This window comes from Photobacterium damselae subsp. damselae (genome assembly GCF_038086725.1).
Lineage (GTDB): Bacteria > Pseudomonadota > Gammaproteobacteria > Enterobacterales > Vibrionaceae > Photobacterium > Photobacterium damselae.
In genome coordinates, this window is sequence record NZ_CP146970.1 from 1,856,528 (window position 1) to 1,874,857 (window position 18,330).

At 38.4% G+C, this 18,330-nt stretch carries 15 protein-coding genes; 6 read left to right on the forward strand and 9 right to left on the reverse strand.

Going from position 1 to position 18,330, the window contains the following annotated elements; translation table 11 throughout:
- The first annotated feature begins 67 nt into the window (after positions 1-67).
- Positions 68-1,012 (forward strand): LD-carboxypeptidase, encoded by a 945-nt coding sequence (locus WAX86_RS08370; protein ID WP_237031574.1) that lies wholly within the window; start codon positions 68-70, stop codon positions 1,010-1,012.
- A 144-nt stretch (positions 1,013-1,156) separates the two neighbouring features.
- Positions 1,157-2,182, forward strand: coding sequence for an ion channel (locus WAX86_RS08375; protein WP_341488623.1), 1,026 nt, complete (start codon positions 1,157-1,159; stop codon positions 2,180-2,182).
- A gap of 55 nt (positions 2,183-2,237) precedes the next feature.
- Here the strand turns inward: WAX86_RS08375 and def are convergent, their stop codons facing one another.
- The 6 genes from def to fruB all read right to left on the reverse strand — a co-directional run bounded on the left by def (position 2,238) and on the right by fruB (position 9,790).
- On the reverse strand, positions 2,238-2,753 hold the full coding sequence (gene def / locus WAX86_RS08380) for a peptide deformylase (RefSeq protein WP_005298985.1): 516 nt from the start codon (positions 2,751-2,753) through the stop codon (positions 2,238-2,240).
- A 182-nt stretch (positions 2,754-2,935) separates the two neighbouring features.
- Positions 2,936-4,852 (reverse strand): ATP-binding protein, encoded by a 1,917-nt coding sequence (locus WAX86_RS08385; RefSeq protein WP_341488624.1) that lies wholly within the window; start codon positions 4,850-4,852, stop codon positions 2,936-2,938.
- 7 nt (positions 4,853-4,859) lie between these two features.
- The gene (locus WAX86_RS08390) at positions 4,860-5,747 is read right to left on the reverse strand and encodes a rhodanese-like domain-containing protein (RefSeq protein ID WP_341488625.1); all 888 of its coding nucleotides are present in this window, start codon (positions 5,745-5,747) and stop codon (positions 4,860-4,862) included.
- A gap of 227 nt (positions 5,748-5,974) precedes the next feature.
- Positions 5,975-7,708, reverse strand: a complete 1,734-nt coding sequence (gene fruA / locus WAX86_RS08395) for a PTS fructose transporter subunit IIBC (RefSeq protein WP_065170539.1) — start codon at positions 7,706-7,708, stop codon at positions 5,975-5,977.
- Positions 7,709-7,717: 9 nt separating this feature from the next.
- Positions 7,718-8,671, reverse strand: a complete 954-nt coding sequence (gene pfkB, locus WAX86_RS08400) for a 1-phosphofructokinase (RefSeq protein ID WP_065170436.1) — start codon at positions 8,669-8,671, stop codon at positions 7,718-7,720.
- Positions 8,672-9,790 carry a fused PTS fructose transporter subunit IIA/HPr protein gene (gene fruB, locus WAX86_RS08405; RefSeq protein WP_068968110.1) on the reverse strand — a complete coding sequence of 373 codons (1,119 nt, stop codon included), beginning with the start codon at positions 9,788-9,790 and terminating at the stop codon, positions 8,672-8,674. It abuts the gene before it with no gap.
- 536 nt (positions 9,791-10,326) lie between these two features.
- Here fruB and cra point away from each other — a divergent pair.
- Positions 10,327-11,307, forward strand: coding sequence for a catabolite repressor/activator (gene cra / locus WAX86_RS08410; RefSeq protein WP_341488626.1), 981 nt, complete (start codon positions 10,327-10,329; stop codon positions 11,305-11,307).
- An 88-nt stretch (positions 11,308-11,395) separates the two neighbouring features.
- Here cra and WAX86_RS08415 read toward each other — a convergent pair whose 3' ends face one another.
- Positions 11,396-12,268 carry a putative PEP-binding protein gene (locus tag WAX86_RS08415; protein WP_065170433.1) on the reverse strand — a complete coding sequence of 291 codons (873 nt, stop codon included), beginning with the start codon at positions 12,266-12,268 and terminating at the stop codon, positions 11,396-11,398.
- A 291-nt stretch (positions 12,269-12,559) separates the two neighbouring features.
- Here WAX86_RS08415 and WAX86_RS08420 point away from each other — a divergent pair, with 291 nt between their 5' ends.
- From WAX86_RS08420 to WAX86_RS08430, 3 genes are all read left to right on the forward strand, one after another.
- Positions 12,560-13,618 (forward strand): 3-deoxy-7-phosphoheptulonate synthase, encoded by a 1,059-nt coding sequence (locus tag WAX86_RS08420; RefSeq protein WP_065170432.1) that lies wholly within the window; start codon positions 12,560-12,562, stop codon positions 13,616-13,618.
- Between the two features lie 262 nt (positions 13,619-13,880).
- Positions 13,881-14,363, forward strand: a complete 483-nt coding sequence (locus WAX86_RS08425) for a YajQ family cyclic di-GMP-binding protein (RefSeq protein ID WP_005298964.1) — start codon at positions 13,881-13,883, stop codon at positions 14,361-14,363.
- Positions 14,364-14,962: 599 nt separating this feature from the next.
- A complete protein-coding gene (locus WAX86_RS08430) occupies positions 14,963-16,252 on the forward strand; it encodes an HAAAP family serine/threonine permease (RefSeq protein ID WP_065170431.1) in 1,290 nt (429 codons plus the stop codon).
- A 68-nt stretch (positions 16,253-16,320) separates the two neighbouring features.
- Here the strand turns inward: WAX86_RS08430 and WAX86_RS08435 are convergent, their stop codons facing one another.
- The gene (locus WAX86_RS08435) at positions 16,321-17,136 is read right to left on the reverse strand and encodes a hypothetical protein (protein WP_138222017.1); all 816 of its coding nucleotides are present in this window, start codon (positions 17,134-17,136) and stop codon (positions 16,321-16,323) included.
- A 153-nt stretch (positions 17,137-17,289) separates the two neighbouring features.
- Entirely contained in the window at positions 17,290-18,216 is a 927-nt protein-coding gene (gene lpxL / locus WAX86_RS08440; RefSeq protein ID WP_341488627.1) for an LpxL/LpxP family Kdo(2)-lipid IV(A) lauroyl/palmitoleoyl acyltransferase, read from the reverse strand.
- Positions 18,217-18,330: the final 114 nt, after the last annotated feature.

An 18,330-nucleotide genomic window follows, 5' to 3' on the forward strand; every position in this document is an offset into this window, starting at 1 on the left:
ACGGAAACGGCTATGTCTAAATTACATTATGGTATTTGGGCATACAAACAAAATTTTAGAGGAACATGTGTTAAAAGCACTGATATTTGCCATGTTAGTACCTATTACCGCTTTTGCATCGAACGTAAATAATGTCGCATTGGTCTCAAGTTCAACCCAATTTGATGACTCTCAACTGCCACAAATACAACAAAACCTTGAACAAAAAGGTTATAGCGTATCGCTGCAATATTTGGATCAAGTCATTTCTGATTTTGGTTACGTTAATACAGACCAGAAACGCGCCAAAGATCTTATTCGCGCTCTAACCGATGACAACATCGATATTTTATGGTTTGTGCGTGGAGGTGGTGGTGCCCTTAATCTGCTACCGTATCTGGAACAACATAAAGACGAATTAAAATCAGCAAAGCCCAAAGTGCTTGTCGGTTTTAGTGATGTCACTGCTTTACATCATTTTGTCAACCAAGAATTAGGCTGGCCCTCTATTCATGGCGTGACTGCAGCAACCAATTTAGAGATGGGTGGTTTTAATCAAGAGCCACTGCCAAATATTAGCGAGTTGCTTAAAAATGGTGTGGAATATGATTACGTCCTTCCTCTTAATGACCTTGCCAAAACCGCAAAAGTCAATGGCACATTAGTAGGTGGTAATCACACATTAGTTGCTGCCACATTTGGTACAAAATACAGCTACGATTTTAAAAACAAAGTCTTGTTACTCGAAGATGTCGGCGTCTCTTTCCGTCAGCTCGATCGTTTATTACAACAGATCTTGTTTTTAAATCAGTTCGATGTCAACGCAGTTATTTTTGGTCAGTACTACCCTGCCGATCCAACCGATCCTGAACGATTAATGTATAAAACTGTGCTAGAACGTTTTGCACAACAGCTGAATAAACCTGTTTATTATTTCCCTTTTATTGGGCATGGAAAATATAACCGCCCTGTAATTTTAGGGCACAGTGTTGAGCTATCTTGTAAAGAAGAATATTGCAATTTAACGCAATAACGCATCTTCAAAAAGAGTCGAGGAGTCCAATTGGCGACTCGGCTCTCAATAACAAAGACTATTGATACATTAACTTACTATTTTCTCCTATACTTTCAGAAGATCTTCACAAGTAAGATAAGCCTGAAAATACGGAGAAATATAGTGTCACTCTGGATATTATTTCAACGCTGGGCCGTTAAACACTTTACCCAACTCACAGGGCGTAATCTGCTATTTGCCCTTGTCGGCTATATTCTTACTAGTTGGATACTCCTATTTATTGCAAATGAGATAGCATTAACTCATTCGATTACTGATTTTATCTATTATCTATTTGTTACCGCTTCAACCGTTGGCTATGGTGATTTATCTCCGACAACACCAGCTGGTAAATGGATTGTGGCACTATTTATTATTCCCGGAGGATTAGGATTATTTGCACTCACAATTGGAAGAGTAACAAGTAGTTTAATTCTTTACTGGCGTAGTGGCTTATTAGGAAGACGAGAGGTTAAATTGAAGAATCATATTTTAATCTTAGGCTGGAATGAAAAAAGAACTCTACATTTAATTAAGATGCTGCAATATGAAGAGAAAGGTTACCGTCCAATTGTTCTTTGTACTCGTTCCGAAATAGAAAACCCTTTACCTGGCGAAATTGAATTTGTTCGTATCAATCACTACACAAATATTGAAGAGATGAGAAGAACCAGTCTTGAACAAGCCAGTTGCATCATTATCGATAACCCTGAAGATGATATAACCTTCACGGCTGCACTAATCTGTGCCAATTACAACCCTAAAGCTCATATTCTCGTTTATTTTAATGACGACTCCCTAACACCTCTATTGAAGTTACACTGCCCTAATGCCGAGTGTATTCCTTCTGTCGATGTTGAGATGTTGGCAAAATCAGCCATTGATCCTGGATCCAGTAAGCTTCATCATGAATTATTAAGTACCCATGAAGGAATGACTCAATATTCCGTAAAATATCCCGTCGATAAAAAACCAACACAAGTCTCTGAGTTATTTTCACATCTTAAAATTGAACACGATGCCATACTGATAGCGATTGAAAATTCCAACGGCATTATTGTTAATCCGGCACTCAGTCAAGAAATTAGACCTGAAGATACCGTTTACTATATTGCAGATGAACGAATCCGAGATTTTCGCTGGCCATAAAAAAGGCCACTATCATCAATAGCAGCCTTTTAGAATCTATTTATGTAGAACGATCTTATTTGATACCCTGAGAGCGTAGGTATTTCTTCACTTTCTTCATCGCCATTTGACGCTTAAGAGGCGATAGATAATCAATAAATAGAATACCTTTTAAGTGATCAATTTCGTGCTGAAGTGCGATTGCTAAGAAATCATCACGCTCCATATTGATCTCATTACCATCACGATCTAACGCTGTAATCGCGATCTTTTCGAAACGCTCAACATCAGCATAGTAATCAGGTACAGATAGACAACCTTCTTGACCTACTACTGGATTTTCACCACGAACAATTTTTGGGTTGATGAAAACTTGAGGTTCATTACGCTCTTCAGACAGATCAATCACAATGATCGCTTCTTTACGACCTACTTGAGGTGCAGCTAAACCAATACCATTACCAGTTTCGTACATAGTTTGAAGCATATCATCAACAAGTGTCTGAATGTGCTCTGCTTTTACGTCTACAACATCTTCTGCCTGTACACGTAACTTTGGATTTGGTTCGGTTAAAATTTCTAAAACTGCCATCTTACTCTACTTTATTCAATGCGATATCACGCGCTTATGCGTAACTTATCAAATCTAGCCGATATTTGTTAGATCTGATTCTACCGATTTTAGTCTGATTCGCCAATCAGTTCTGACGATTATTGTAATAGTTTTGATTAGCATTTGATTCTGACTAGGCTAATAACAGGAGAGAAGCTTTACTATAGTGATGAAGCGAGGGCGTTTCGTAAAGCTATGAATAATGCTTGTTTAACAATGGGTTTAGGAAGGTAATCATTCATACCGGCTCGAAAACAGTTTTCTTTTTCTTCAGGTAATACATTGGCAGTTAGCGCAATGATTATCGGTTGTTCAATGGAAGACATATTCCTTATGGCTTGAGTAGCTTCAATTCCTCCCATTCGTGGCATTTGGCAATCCATTAAGACTAAATCAGCCCCATTTTTTTCAATATAACTGGTGACTTCAACCCCATCATTTACGATATGAATATTAGTTACCTTCATTGTTTTTAATAATGTTTCAATGAGCTTCTGATTCACCTTACTGTCTTCTGCAACCACAATATGTTTATGTTGGTAACTGCTGAGATCAAAATGATTACTCTCTGATATTGATGCTTTCATCAAAGAACTCGTGGTAGATTCAAGTACAAGATCGAAATAAAACTCAGAACCTTCTGTTTCATTACTAATGACATTTAGCTCACTATTAAGTAAAAAACATAGACGGCTAGAAATGGCTAAACCCAGGCCTGTTCCACCAAATTGTCGTGATATTGAGCCATCGGCCTGCTGATAAGCTTCAAAAATAGCACTTTGTTTTTCACTGCTGATGCCAATTCCAGTATCAATAACCCGAAAACGTAAACAATCTGTCTGACTATTATCATCCTGTATCTTTTCAACAACGAGTTCAATACTGCCTTCATGGGTAAACTTGATTGCATTGCCGAGTAAATTTAATAGTATCTGTCGTATTTTTCCTTCATCGCCAATATAGGTTGCATGAAGATCTTTATCAATACGACAAGCAAAGGTTAATTTTTTATTATTCGCTTGGATTAGGATAACCGAGCCTATTTCATCAATAAATTCAGATAGGTTAAATTTGTTATTGCTAACTTCAACATTACCATTTTCTAATCTTGAAAAATCTAGAATTTCGTTAATGATGGATAATAAACCAGATGCTGAATCTTTAATGTATTTGACATATTTTTTTGACTCATTATCAAGTTCCATCTCTTCTAAACATTGAGTAAAACCAACCACTCCATTCATCGGGGTTCTGATTTCATGACTCATATTTGCCATAAATTCAGATTTTACTTTTATTGCTTTATTCAACTCATGGGTTTTATTGATTAATGCTCTATTTACTTCTCGTAATTTTCTATCATTATGATAAATACATGAATCTGCTTTTTTTATTTCATTAGCAAGTAAATAAACTTCTTCTTCTGCATCTTTACACTCTCTGATATCTATGACATTTGAGCCCATATGGGGAAGATGCTCAATGATTGAATTTATAGGCTCTATAATTCTTTTCTTGAGATACAACATAATCATAAACAAGCATAGCAAGAATGGGGTAATAAGAAGCAAAACTTGGAAAAAAACGCCATCAAAAAACAGTGACATATCATATAAAACTGAATATTTTATTATCGGTTTTCCGTCATACAAAACTGCCGAATGAAACGCATAATTCCCTTTTAATATATCAGTTCTTATTGCCGCATGGTCTTTAGGTGTTAATGACATACTGTGGTAAGCATGGATGATTTTATTGTTAGAATCATAAAAATAGACAAGCAAATATTCTGGATAATTACTTAACATTCTATTCAGTTCAATCGAAGAATCAGTATTTGAATAAAGAATAGAGTCTACAATAAGAGGAGCGGAAGCATTCATTAAATGGTCGGTATATTTTTTAATCTTCTCAGTATTGAAATAGTGTGCTGTAGACATTGTTGCTATTGTGGAAATTGTTAATATAAATAACAATGATAAAAACATCTTCCAAAAGAGTCTTATAGAACGAAATTCCCTTTCTTTTTGCTTATTCTCATGAATAATAACTTTTATACCTAAGTTCCATTTAGCCATAATCTTACTACTTCTCTATGGGTAGATTATGATTAGACCAATCAATCCAAGAGCCATCATAATGCGCTACATCATAACCCGCATACTTAAGTATTAAAAAAGACAGTCCTGACGCAGTACCTTTATTACAATAAGTTATTATCTTTTTTGTTCTTGGTATATGAGATAAATTATCTTTTAAATACTCAATATTTTTTAGCCAATTAACACCATTAGGTAACTCAACAAAAAAATCTTTTAAATTAATAAAGAGCGCATTAGGGATACGGCCTTGTTTGTCTGTGACAGAGGTTTCTCCAATGTATTCTTCGTAACTTCTAGAGTCTAATAGACTATAGATATCTTGGTTATGAGAAGCAATTTTTACAATGATTTGATTAGCATAGATACTTGAATTGAGAATAGGAATATATTCAGAGTTTGATACATTAGTTCTAATTTTAGAGGTTGAGTATTGCTGTTTCCATAATGTCAATCCACCATTTATAATTTTAATATTTTTCACACCATATAACGCTAATACCCAGTAAAGTCTAGATGCATGAAATAGGCTACCATCATCATATAGAACAATCATTTTATCGTTCGTTATACCATGTTCTCTCAGTAAAAATTCAATATGTTTTTTATCTTTAACATAATAGCCATTATTCTTTTTTTCATAGGTTGACATAAAAGGAAAACTGATGGCTTGAGGGATATGTTCCGTATTATATTGTTCAACACTTCGAACATCATAAATTAAAAGACTATTAGGTTGTGAACTCAGCTTTGTCTGTAACTCTAAAGGGGTAATAACAAAGGTCTCATTCGCTAAAATTTTTTGTGTATAAAGCACAAGCATCGTTATTATAAAAAATAAGATGAACGTAAGTAGGCTATAACGACTGAGCATATATGATCCCCTTCCTAAGTATCATGATACTCAAATAACATCGAATAATTAATTTCAAGATGAATAGTTTGAGTATACAGTCATAACTAAGCAAATATTCAGCCAACAATTAATTATTAGATATCAACACACTATAGCTATTAACATTTTTATATAGACGCAATTTGCAAAAAACCCCTGAGATCGCTCCCAGAGGTTTTCAGTTGATACGAGTAGTTACCAGTCTGTTATGCTTTAGCTGATACTAACTCTTGATCGGTTTTCTTAACGAAAGCATAAGCGACACCAGTTAAAATTGTACCAGCGGCAATCGCAATCAAATAACCAAATACAGGTGTAATCGCATTCGGGATAAGTAGCACAAACAAGCCACCGTGTGGAGCCATCAATTTTGCACCAAATAACATGGATAACGCACCAGTTAATGCACCACCAGCCATACAACAAGGAATTACGCGCATCGGATCTTTAGCCGCAAATGGGATTGCACCTTCAGAGATAAAGCATAATCCAAGAACAAATGAGGCTTTACCCGCTTCTTGCTCGTTCTGGTTAAACTTACGTTTTGCAAGGAATGTCGATAAACCCATACCCATAGCTGGTACCATACCCGCTGCCATTACTGCTGCCATTGGCGCATAGGTTTGAGAGGCTAGTAGACCAACACCAAAAGTATAAGCAGCTTTGTTTACCGGACCACCGAGGTCAAAACACATCATACAGCCAAGAATAATACCAAGTAGAACTGCGTTTGCTGATCCCATGTTGTTAAGGAACTCAGTTAATCCTGTCATTGCAGCAGAAACTGGACCACCAACAACATAAATCATCACCAAGCCAGTAAACAAACTGGATACCAATGGAATGATTAAAATCGGCTTAAGTGCTTCCATTGATTGAGGCAGCTTAACATTATTAGCGAGGAATTTTGCACTGTAACCAGCAAGGAAACCGGCAACAATACCACCAAGGAAACCAGCGCCTGTTGAACTCGCCAACATACCACCAATTAAACCAGGAGCTAAACCCGGACGGTCAGCAATAGAAAATGCAATAAAGCCCGCAAGCACTGGCACCATTAGGGCAAATGCAGAGCCACCACCAATAGTCATTAGAGCTGCAGCTAACGTACCTTCTTGCTTAAAGGCTTCAATACCAAAAACAAACGATAGCGCAATAGAAAGACCACCAGCAACAACAAGAGGAAGCATGTGAGAAACACCCGTCATTAAGTGTTTATAAGCACCTGTTTTCTCTTCTTTAGTTTCAGCTGTTGAATTAGCTGCATCTTGTTGATATGTCGTTGCTGTTGCAAAAGCCTTAGCAAACTCTTCTTTTGTTTTCTTAAGTGCAGCTCCAGTGCTGGTTTTATAGAGTTTTTTACCAGCAAAACGAGATAAATCCACTTCAATATCAGCAGCAATAATCACAAGATCAGCGGCTGCAATTTCATCTGCTGTCAGTTGATTTTTCGCACCAACCGAACCACGAGTTTCAACCTTAATCTCGTAACCTTGACGCTGACCTTCCTCTTCTAGCGCTTCAGCAGCCATAAAGGTATGAGCCACTCCCGTTGGACATGCAGTAATGGCAACAATACGTTTTGTACCTGAAGCTGGTTGTTCCACAATACTTGGAGCAGTAACCTTGTCTAAAGTTTGTGCTTTGGCTACAGCTTGCTCTAAAAACGTCTTCGTATTTTCAAAACAATCTGCAATATCAGCAACATAAACTTTTTTACCAACAAAACGTTGTAAGTCTAATGTTTTACTTGTGGCAACAACAACACAGTCTGCTTGGTTAATCTCATCGACAGTTAATGTTTTGCCATCCACAACCGATGACTGACATTCAATGGCCGCTTCCCAACCCAATTCCGCCGTTGCTTTATCAAGTAAACCTGCAGCAATAATACTATTGGCAATTCCGCTTTGGCAGGCGGTAACAATCGCTATTTTCATAATCATCCCTCAACCTTTGCAAACTGTTGTAATTTGTACTTGTTGTTCAACTTGCTTAATAACATCATGATCTTCTGCACCAACCCCAACTTGGCTCACAGCTAATGCTGATAAGGCCGTTGCAAATCGAAGAGAAGTCTCTTTATTCCAACCATTAATATGACCCCAGCATAAACCAGCTACTAAGGTATCACCCGCACCAACAGTACTGACTACCTGCATTTTAGGAGGCTTAGAAGCGAGCCAACCCTCTTGGTTTAACCACAACACACCTTCTGCACCAAGAGAGATCACGACATTGCTAATCTTTTTCTGAGCAAGCGTCTCTGCAGCTTCAATAATTTGCTTTTGAGTCGTTAACTCTTTGCCTAAGAAATCACCTAACTCTTCATCATTTGGTTTAACCAACCAAGGCTGAGCATCTAATCCGGCTGCAAGAGCTGCTTTACTGCTATCAAAAAAGACCTGCTTACCTAATTGACCTAATTTTTCAACCCAACTAGCACAAAGTTCAGGGGAAATACCCTTTGGTAAACTTCCCGCGATTACGAACACATCATGACTTTCAGCCAACAAAAACAGAGTCTGTTCAAATCGTGCGATATCAGCATCGGTAACGTAAATTCCAGGGAAGTTTAAATCTGTAACCTGTCCAGAATTTTCTACTAACTTGACATTTATCCGTGTCGCACCAGGAACACGCACAAACTGATCATTAACGCCAAGTTCATTAAATAGTTGATTAAACGCTTCTTGATTGTCTTCACCCAGCAAGCCTGTAACCGTAACTTGAGCACCGAGATCAGACAGTACCTTAGCGACATTGACCCCTTTACCCGCAGGATGAAAATCCGAGCTATCAATTAGATTTACTGAACCGGTTTGAAGTGAAGCTAAACTACCCGTTAGATCCAGCGCAGGATTAAGTGTGACAGCAACAACCTTTTTTATTTGATTTGTCATTTATTTACCCTCACCTAAGCCATCTTCAATCGCTTTACCAATCGCCTGCAACGCTTTATCAGCATCATCACCTTGTGCTGTAAATTCCAAACGATGGCCACACTTCACCCCTAAGGTAATCACTTTCATTAAGCTTTTTGCGTTAGCCCCTTTCCCTTCACCATCCAGATTTACTACATGGATATTAGAGTTAAACTGCTTAGCCACATTCACTAACATTGCACTTGGACGAGCATGTAGACCGTGAGGGTTATGGATCGTAAAGACTTGAGACTCCCCTTCGATTAATGGCTCAGTTAAAAGCACCCGTACCTTATCTTCTGATGAAGCTAATAACTCTGCAATTTTCTGTTTGCTGATCAAATGAGCCAATAAATTAAGACTCGCAACGTGGGCCTGATTACACGCAGCAACCAAAAGCAGACCTTTAACTGGTTTACCCTCTTCTACAAATTCATTTTGCACCGTCACCCAAGCCAAAGTGGTTCGAGATACATCAACCGAAGTTCGAGCCAGCCATAAACCTTGACCTAAATATGTCGCCCCATGAGCAATAGCATCGGCAACACTTTTATTAGATGCGAACTGTCGATTTTTAATTAAACCACCCGCTACAGCAATTAATTGCACCAAGTCAGTCGCAGGGAAATTCAACTGCATCAAACTTGGATCAAACTCAACTTCAGTTTGTTGCTCACCATTAAGAATCGAAATAATTTCATCAGCACTTTGGCAATCTTTAAGCTGCTGCTCAACACCATCAGCCGATAGCACTTTGGTTAGTTGTTTTAAAATACCTAAATGCTCATCCGATTTAGCGGCAATACCGATCGCTAGGTAGACCGTTTTACCATCACCCCAATCAACCCCATGAGGGAAATGATGAACTTTAACGCCCGTTTGCTTAACAAGCTCTCTGGTATCGGTTGTCCCATGTGGAATTGCAATACCATTACCTAAAAATGTTGAGTTTTGAGCTTCGCGAGCCAGCATTCCTTCAACATAACCAGCTTCAACTAATCCAGCGTCAGTCAAGTCAGCTGCGATGGCTCGAATCGCGTCAGTTTTATTAGTCGCAGCTTTTTCTAATGCAATATCGTTATTTGTTAATGACAACATAGTGTGCTCCATAATTTTCATGCACTTTGTCTTGTAACCTCAGTATCTCACTCACAATTAATTGCGCTAGAGGCTAACATTGTAAAATACGCTGAATCGTTTCAGCTTTTAGTTCAATAAAAAGTTTCGGCAAAAAATCAAATAGATAGTCATAACCTTAATACGATTAATAAAAACTACATCTCATAAAGTACAAAATATAGATTTCATTTTCGTATTGATACTCTGCTGAAACCTTTCAGCTGACATGCTGAATGGTTTCAGCTATGATTGCAAATATTCTTTAAAGCCGAATAAATAAATTATGATCCTGCGCACAGTAAGCACAAAAAGAAGTGTTAGATGATGTGTTTAAGGTATCTATACAGTAAGAATTCGATTACATATACCCGATTAGCGCTATCCTAACGTAGTTTTTAGGTGCAAAGACTGCACATTACCGCTGTATTCAAATAACGTTATTTTAGTATTAGCTTATCCATAACCAATCTCATTCGGTTATATGGATGATAAAGACGTATTAAATAAAGGTAGATATGACTTTAGATGAAATTGCAAAACTGGCTGGTGTTTCACGCACAACGGCTAGCTATGTTATCAATGGCAAAGCCCAGAAATATCGCATTAGCGAAAAAACACAGCAAAAAGTGATGGCCGTTGTTGATGAGCATAATTTTCGTCCAGATCATGCCGCCTCTTCGTTACGTGCTGGATCCAGTCGATCTTTTGGCTTAATCATTCCCGATCTGGAAAACACCAGTTACGCTAAAATCGCTAAATTGCTTGAGCGTGATGCACGACGAGCAGGCTATCAATTAATTATTGCATGCTCAGATGATGATGGCGAAACCGAGATGAAAGTGGCAGAAAATCTCATTAGCCGCCGTATTGATGCTTTAATTGTGGCAACTGTTCTACCGCCCGATACACCTTTTTATCAACAGCTACAGCAGAAAAATGTTCCCATTATTGCCATTGACCGTCCTTTAACCGATGAGCATTTTGCGTCAGTTATCAGTGAAGATTTAATGGGTGCTTATGAACTCACAAAAGCTGTTATGGATAAAAGCATAAAAACGGTGGGATTGATTGGTGCAATGAAGGAGCTCGGAGTATCAAAAGAACGTGAACAAGGCTTTATCTCTGCCGCTCAGTTATACTCTGATGCCACAATAACACTGGCTTATGGTAAACAATTTAGCCGTACAGAAGGGAAAAAACTGGTCACAAATTGGGTAAATACAGATACAGTTCCTGAGGTGATTTTAGCAACTTCATACACACTCTTTGAAGGGGTACTGGATTGTTTACTACTCTACCCTGAACATTTTAAACACGTTAAGTTGGCGACATTCGGTGATAATCGTTTGCTAGATTTTTTACCGATAAAAGTACAATCATTGTCTCAGCAATTTGAGGTTATTGCAGAAACAGCCTTAGAGTTAGCGCTGAATGCATCGGCCAAACGATATCAAGCTGGGGTTGAGGTTGTACCCAGAAAGTTATTGCGACGGTAATAAGCCATGAAAACGACTTCTACTCTATACCTAGATGAAAAGTACCCAGATGAGAAGTCGTTAACCTAAAAAAAAACAATAGACCGATTTAAGTCCAGATATTCTCAATATTATTTTCTAGCAACCACCGGGAAAATTGCGGATATTCGTCTAACCCGCGGAAGAAAATCGCACACGGTTTATTAACCTTATCGGTTTGACTTCGAACCGATTCTAATAATTCATGTAAAGCTTCATTACGGCCATCAAAGCTATAGTGCAATTGTTTATTAGAGGCATCAAAACCAAGTGTCAGTTGATATAAGGACTTAATATCAACCACGTAGCCATCAAAATAGTGCAGCAGTTTATCAGCACAAAGCAAATTGGCAGGAAGAGAAGCCAGCAAATGAACCTTTAATCCGTTAACCCCTCGATATAAACCTTGTTCAGCAAGAATATCAATGGCAGTTGCAGACTCGCTGCTGGTTCGAATATATGGAATATACACATTAAGGCTGTTTGAGGTTGAGATCATAAAACGTTTGATCGCTTCACATTCAAGTTCAAACACAGATTTATAAGACTGAGATACGAAGCGGGAGACCCCTCTCATACCAAGATAAGGGTTTAACTCTTCGGGTTGTAATTGAGCTCCGATAAGATCTGAGTAACAGTGCAGGTCAGCATAAGAAAAACAAATATGTATAGCCACTTGTCCGTTATCCGATAACTCAACTAGCCTCTTCTGGACACATTCTAACCACCATTCTGCGGCATTTTCGTAATCGTAATTAACCGTTAACGCTTCATATTCATCATGAGTTAAACGATTAGGTTCTACTAGAGCTAACGGGTGAATCCCAAGTTTCAGATAAATATCATCAAAGAAAAACAAAATAGGATCAGCTGGCTTTTTTTCCTCGGAACGATGAACGGGACAAAAATGTGCTGGTGCGAAATTTTTATTATGATTAATCATTATGCATAACTACCTTGTAAAAATGCGAAATCCTAACTATCGCATTATGCTTAACTGGATTTTAGTAAATCACAATTTGCTTTATTTTTCATCAGCTATCCTTACATTTATCCATTCGGAACAAACTCGCATTTATAGCCCTGAACAATAATTGATAACTTTTCGCCTATAAATCGTTATAGTTCAGTTATTTTCAAACAAAAACCCAATACATATCACAAGTTTGGTTTATTCTCATGATGTTTTGGGCTATCTTACACGCGTCAAAACTAGATAATAGGCAAACATAATATGCCAATGAAAACAGATGAACTTCGCACCGTTAGTCTTGGAGTGATGCCAACTCCTGCTGAAATCGAAGCTGCTTCCCCTACAACTGATGAGATAGCCCTGCATGTTGCACGCTCTCGACAGCAAGTAGAAGCCATTTTATCTGGCCAAGATTCTCGCTTACTGGTGATTGTTGGACCTTGTTCAATTCATGATCCAGAGGCTGCGATTGATTATGCTAAACGCTTACATGCGTTACAAGAAAAGTACCGTGATCAACTTTTTATTGTTATGCGTACTTACTTTGAAAAACCACGAACTGTTGTTGGCTGGAAAGGTTTAGTTTCCGATCCCCACCTTGATGGCAGTTTGGATTTGGTAGCCGGACTTCATAAAGCTCGCAAACTGCTTGTTGATGTCAATGCGCTTGGTATGCCAACTGCAACCGAATTCCTTGATATGGTTACCGGTCAATACTTAGCAGATTTGATTACTTGGGGTGCCATTGGTGCTCGTACAACAGAGTCTCAGATCCATCGAGAAATGGCTTCTGGACTTTCTTGTCCTGTTGGTTTCAAAAATGGAACCGATGGTAATATTCAAATCGCCATTGATGCTATTCGCGCAACTCGTGCACCACATGTTTTTTGCTCACCAGACAAGCATGGACAAATGACCATTTACCGTACTTCTGGTAATCCATATGGCCATATCATTCTTCGTGGTGGTAAAGCGCCAAACTATGGCGAGCATGATGTAACGCTATCTTGTCAAACTCTGGCTCAATTTGACTTACCGCAGCGCTTGGTTATCGACTTTAGTCATGGTAATTGTCAAAAACAGCATAAACGTCAACTTGATGTCGCTGCAGATATCTGCCAACAAATACAATCAGGTAGCCGTGCTATTGCTGGTATTATGGCAGAGAGCTTTATTGTTGAAGGTAACCAAGCTGTAATAGCTGGCAAAGAAAATGATCTGCAATACGGTTGCTCGATTACAGACCCATGTCTAGGTTGGGACGATACTGCAACCATGATTGAGATGCTAGCAGATGCAGTTAAAGCGACACAAAACTAAAGCTTAAACTGATTATTCTAATACACTAGGGGCGATATCATTCGCTCCTTTTTATTTATCTTCTTCTATTTAAACATATCCACTTGCAAAATATCTAAGATCATTCTGAATCTCTTTCTAATCCGCAAATCTTTCTTATACTCACTTTTATCATTTAAAGTCACTTATGTGATAACACTTTACTGAACCTAGCATCTTGAAGTCACTTGAGTATAATATCTAAAGTATAAATAACCTTTCATAATAAATAGAGGCCAGACACATGCCATCTTTTGACATCATTTCTGAAGTCGATAACGTTGAAATCAAAAATGCAGTAGACAACTCAATTCGTGAACTTGACACTCGTTTTGATTTTCGTGGCGTAGAATCAAGCATCGAACTGAACAAAGAGACAGTGAAGATCAAATCTGAGTCTGAATTCCAAATCGATCAAATCGTAGCTATTTTGCGAAACAACCTAGCAAAACGTGGCGTTGATGCAAACTCTCTAGAGCGTAAAACTGTTAACTTCTCGGGAAAAACTGCGTCTCAAGATATCGAATTTAAACAAGGTATTGATCAAGCCACCGCGAAAAAATTAGTTAAAGCAGTTAAAGACTCAAAAATCAAAGTTCAAGTTTCAATCCAAGGTGATAAGCTTCGCGTGACAGGTAAGAAGCGTGATGATCTACAAGCAACTATGGCTTTGGTTCGTGAACAAGACCTAGGTCAACCATTCCAGTTTGATAATTTCCGTGACTAATATCAGGCTGTAAAATATATTAAATTCAAAAAAGAGAGTAAATTTACTCTCTTTTTTTTAAAATAATTTGACGTATAAACATTTTTTAGTAAAATTAAAAAAATATTAGAATACCTCTCACTCGATCTAGATCACACTTTTCTTAGTGACAATTAACACTCTAATTACATCAGATTGACTCTCTTATTTCTTCTCATCAAGTTGTTTGCCACATATGCATGATCTTTACGCAAACGAAACCTTAAATGCCATAAATCAATAGTTGTACCGTATACTTTCCCCTATACTGCGCCACCTTTCTACAAGGGTTTCATTATTTTTAATAAGGTTATTGATTAGAGCGATTCGCAGACATTAACGAACAATTTGATGCCAGCAAGGAAATGCTAACCAATGACACCGGAACCGTCACTTTTATTGGTCATACAATTTACGTCCTAAATTGCAAAACCAATACCATTTAAAATCAAATCTCGTCTGTTGCTCTTTTTATCGTGAATACGATACAAGGATTGAACCCTTTAGAGGCACTTTGATATCACAGGCCGTCAACATAGCCTATTTGATACCACACAATACCTATAAAGGAGATGTCCAGTATGGACACCGCAAACAATACGACACAGAATACATCATCAAACAGCAAAAAATTAGGCTGGAGCAAAAGCGATACCGTTTGGGTACTTGGTCTATACGGTACAGCTGTAGGTGCAGGCACACTATTCCTACCAATTAACGCTGGTGTGGGTGGTCTGATCCCTCTTATCGTAATGGCACTTCTAGCTCTGCCAATGACGTACTTTGCACACCGTGGTATGACTCGCTTTGTACTGTCTAGCTCTAACCCTGGTGCAGATATTACTGAAGTAGTTGAAGAACACTTTGGCGCTAAAATGGGTCAATTGATTACCATTCTGTACTTCTTCGCAATCTACCCTATTCTATTAGTTTACAGTGTGGCATTAACCAACACTGTAGAGAGCTTTATGCAGCACCAATTGCATATGACTCCACCAGCTCGTCCTATCCTAGCTCTTGTATTGATCTTAGGTTTAATGGCGATTGTACGTCTAGGTGAGCAATTGATTGTGAAAGCGATGAGTATCCTTGTATTCCCATTCGTTGCGGTTCTTATCATGCTGGCTCTTTACCTAGTTCCTTACTGGAATGGTGCAATTTTCGATCAAGTAATCCCTGCAGGCGACAGCATCAGCTCTATCTTTATGGCTGTATGGTTAATTCTTCCAGTAATGGTGTTCTCTTTTAACCACTCTCCTGTGATCTCATCTTTTGCAGTGGCAAAACAGAAAGAATATGGCAAAGATGCTGAAGTTCAGTGTTCACGTATTCTAGGCCGTGCACACGTTATGATGGTTGTAACTGTAATGTTCTTCGTATTCAGCTGTGTACTAAGCCTATCTCCAGCAGATCTAGCAGAAGCAAAAGCTCAGAACGTATCTATTCTGACCTATTTAGCAAACCACTTTGATACCCCTGTTATTGCATACGCAGCACCAATTGTTGCAATCATTGCAATCACTAAATCTTTCCTTGGCCACTATTTAGGTGCAGGTGAAGGTCTAAATGGTATTGTTACAAAAGCAGCGCGTAGCCGTGGTAAAACTATTAGCCCTAAAGCTCTAAATACATTTACCGCAGTATTTATGCTAGTAACAACTTGGGCCGTAGCAACAATCAACCCAAGTATTCTTGGTATGATTGAGAGCCTTGGTGGTCCTGTAATTGCGATGCTACTGTTTATCATGCCTATGTATGCCATTAAGAAAGTGCCAGCAATGCACAAGTATGCAGGTAAGCTAAGTAACGTATTTGTTACAGTGATTGGTCTAATCTCAATCTCTGCAATCTTCTACTCATTAGCGATGTAATCATTTCAACTCAAATGATTCGCTGAGAAACAAAATGAAGGCCGTTGATTATTCTGCGGCCTTTTTCTTTATAATGAACAGAGCACGTTATACTGAATGTTTGGCGATGCAGCCCGTCTTTCTAATCCTTTTGAAGAGCGCGTTATAACAGCATCTGACGTTAGCCAAAATGGTACCGATAAACCAACCTTATTAAGCGCTTCTGTTGAAGAAAGAACTGCAGCATATTCATCCACTGTCGCTATACTCGCTTGCCCCTGAATCCCCTGACAAATGGCTTTAGCATCTTGATAGGCAAAACGCCCAACTCGATTAGACATCGCCTCATTACTCTCTTTCTTAACTGGCACGATCAAATCATTAGTGCCAACTTTACCAATCCGATAACCAACATACTGCTGCGCAATCTTTTTACTAGTTTGATGAGCTTGAGATCTGGATTGAGCAATAAGGGCCGCAGCTTGAGATTGTGAAATAGAGTCACTATCAGAATTTGATGCTAAATATTTAACTAGTGTCTCTCGATATCCTTTTTGAGCTAATGCGCGCTTAACTTTTGCAATATCCTTTTGCTCTACAGGACCAACCATACTACGAAAACCATTTTGATAACTGTGAATCGATATTGCGTAAGGCAGAGATGACGTTAATGATTGCATCACTTGCATTGTTTTCATCAAGTTCTTCTTTTGATATTGAAACTGAACATAAGCTTTATTGTTGATGCTCTCTTTACGGTTAACCGAGAACTCACAGCTTGGCTCATACAAAGACACGTTTTTGATTTGTCGCTCAATACAAGCAAATGAACTGGTACTGCATAACCAAAGCACAGCAATAAGAAGTAAGCGACAAAAATAACGAAATGAGAAAAACAAAGTCATATCCAAATCAAAACAAATCATTTTGCTATTGAATCTAAATCAACTTTGTATATCGAGGGAAAAACAAAAGAAATGCGAAAGAAGACTCATAATAAAAAACCCAGAGTATTTTCGCTACTCTGGGTTTAGTGCTCAGAATTCTACATCTGTAAATCAGTACAGAGATTCTTCACCTTCTGGACGTGTTTTAAAACGGCGATGTAGCCACATATATTGACTTGGCGCTTCCATAATAGAGCGCTCAATCGCCTTATTTATATAAGCAGCGGCTGTATCGGGATCGTTATGTGGAAATTCGCTTAATTCAGGGAAGATCTTCAAAGTATATTGTCCACTGTCGGTATTACGAATCATCGCAAACGGAACAACCGCGCAATGAGAGGCATCAGCAAGTAAACTCGTACCTGTTGTTGTACACGCCTTTTCGACCGCAAATAAAGGTGCAAAAGTTGAACGACGACGACCATAATCATGATCTGGGGCGTACCACATCAACTCTCCATGGGCGAGCGCCTTGAGCATACCCTTAACATCTTTACGATCAATCATATATTTATTTGAACGTATACGGCCTTCAAACTGGAAATAATCAAAACATGGATTGTTATTAGGTCGATAAACGCCAACACCAGGAGTCTTCATACCAAATGCACGAGCACCCAATTCAAGGTTCATTGAATGGATTGCAATCAGTAAAACGCCTCGTCCTTCTGCTTGCAGTTTATGGATATGCTCTAATCCTTCAATTTGCACATGGCGCTCAACACGTAAATCAGGCCAAAACCAAGCCATTCCGGTCTCAAACAATGCTAAACCAGTATTATCAATGTTTTCTTGAATTAACTGTGCACGCTCTTGCTCAGACATTTCAGGAAAACACAGCTCTAGATTTCGCTCAATAGTATGGCGACGCTTTTTCATAAAATGCATGGCTAAACGGCCGATGCCTTGACCCATACGAAATTGAATAAAGTACGGGAGCCAACTGATAAGGTACATAAGTCCGACTAAAAATAATGTCGGCCAATATTTAGGATGTAAAAAAGCTTTACGAAATGTAGGGGCTGTAAATTTGCTCATAATCTGCAAAAAATTCCATCATTATTACTCTGTTACATCAGTAACATAATTGAATCTTTTATTTTATGGTGAGAAAGCATGATCTTGCAAGTGATGTTCAATATTAGCGTTTGT

Bases quoted from the DNA above. Each gene is read 5' to 3' on its own strand.
- pfkB (WP_065170436.1), bottom strand. From the start codon at position 8,671: ATGACAAATCAAATAAAAAAGGTTGTTGCTGTCACACTTAATCCTGCG.
- WAX86_RS08425 (WP_005298964.1), top strand. From the start codon at position 13,881: ATGCCATCTTTTGACATCATTTCTGAAGTCGATAACGTTGAAATCAAA.
- WAX86_RS08420 (WP_065170432.1), top strand. From the start codon at position 12,560: ATGCCAATGAAAACAGATGAACTTCGCACCGTTAGTCTTGGAGTGATG.
- WAX86_RS08435 (WP_138222017.1), bottom strand. From the start codon at position 17,136: ATGACTTTGTTTTTCTCATTTCGTTATTTTTGTCGCTTACTTCTTATT.
- lpxL (WP_341488627.1), bottom strand. From the start codon at position 18,216: ATGAGCAAATTTACAGCCCCTACATTTCGTAAAGCTTTTTTACATCCT.
- fruB (WP_068968110.1), bottom strand. From the start codon at position 9,790: ATGTTGTCATTAACAAATAACGATATTGCATTAGAAAAAGCTGCGACT.
- cra (WP_341488626.1), top strand. From the start codon at position 10,327: ATGACTTTAGATGAAATTGCAAAACTGGCTGGTGTTTCACGCACAACG.
- def (WP_005298985.1), bottom strand. From the start codon at position 2,753: ATGGCAGTTTTAGAAATTTTAACCGAACCAAATCCAAAGTTACGTGTA.
- fruA (WP_065170539.1), bottom strand. From the start codon at position 7,708: ATGAAAATAGCGATTGTTACCGCCTGCCAAAGCGGAATTGCCAATAGT.
- WAX86_RS08385 (WP_341488624.1), bottom strand. From the start codon at position 4,852: ATGGCTAAATGGAACTTAGGTATAAAAGTTATTATTCATGAGAATAAG.
- WAX86_RS08390 (WP_341488625.1), bottom strand. From the start codon at position 5,747: ATGCTCAGTCGTTATAGCCTACTTACGTTCATCTTATTTTTTATAATA.
- WAX86_RS08430 (WP_065170431.1), top strand. From the start codon at position 14,963: ATGGACACCGCAAACAATACGACACAGAATACATCATCAAACAGCAAA.
- WAX86_RS08415 (WP_065170433.1), bottom strand. From the start codon at position 12,268: ATGATTAATCATAATAAAAATTTCGCACCAGCACATTTTTGTCCCGTT.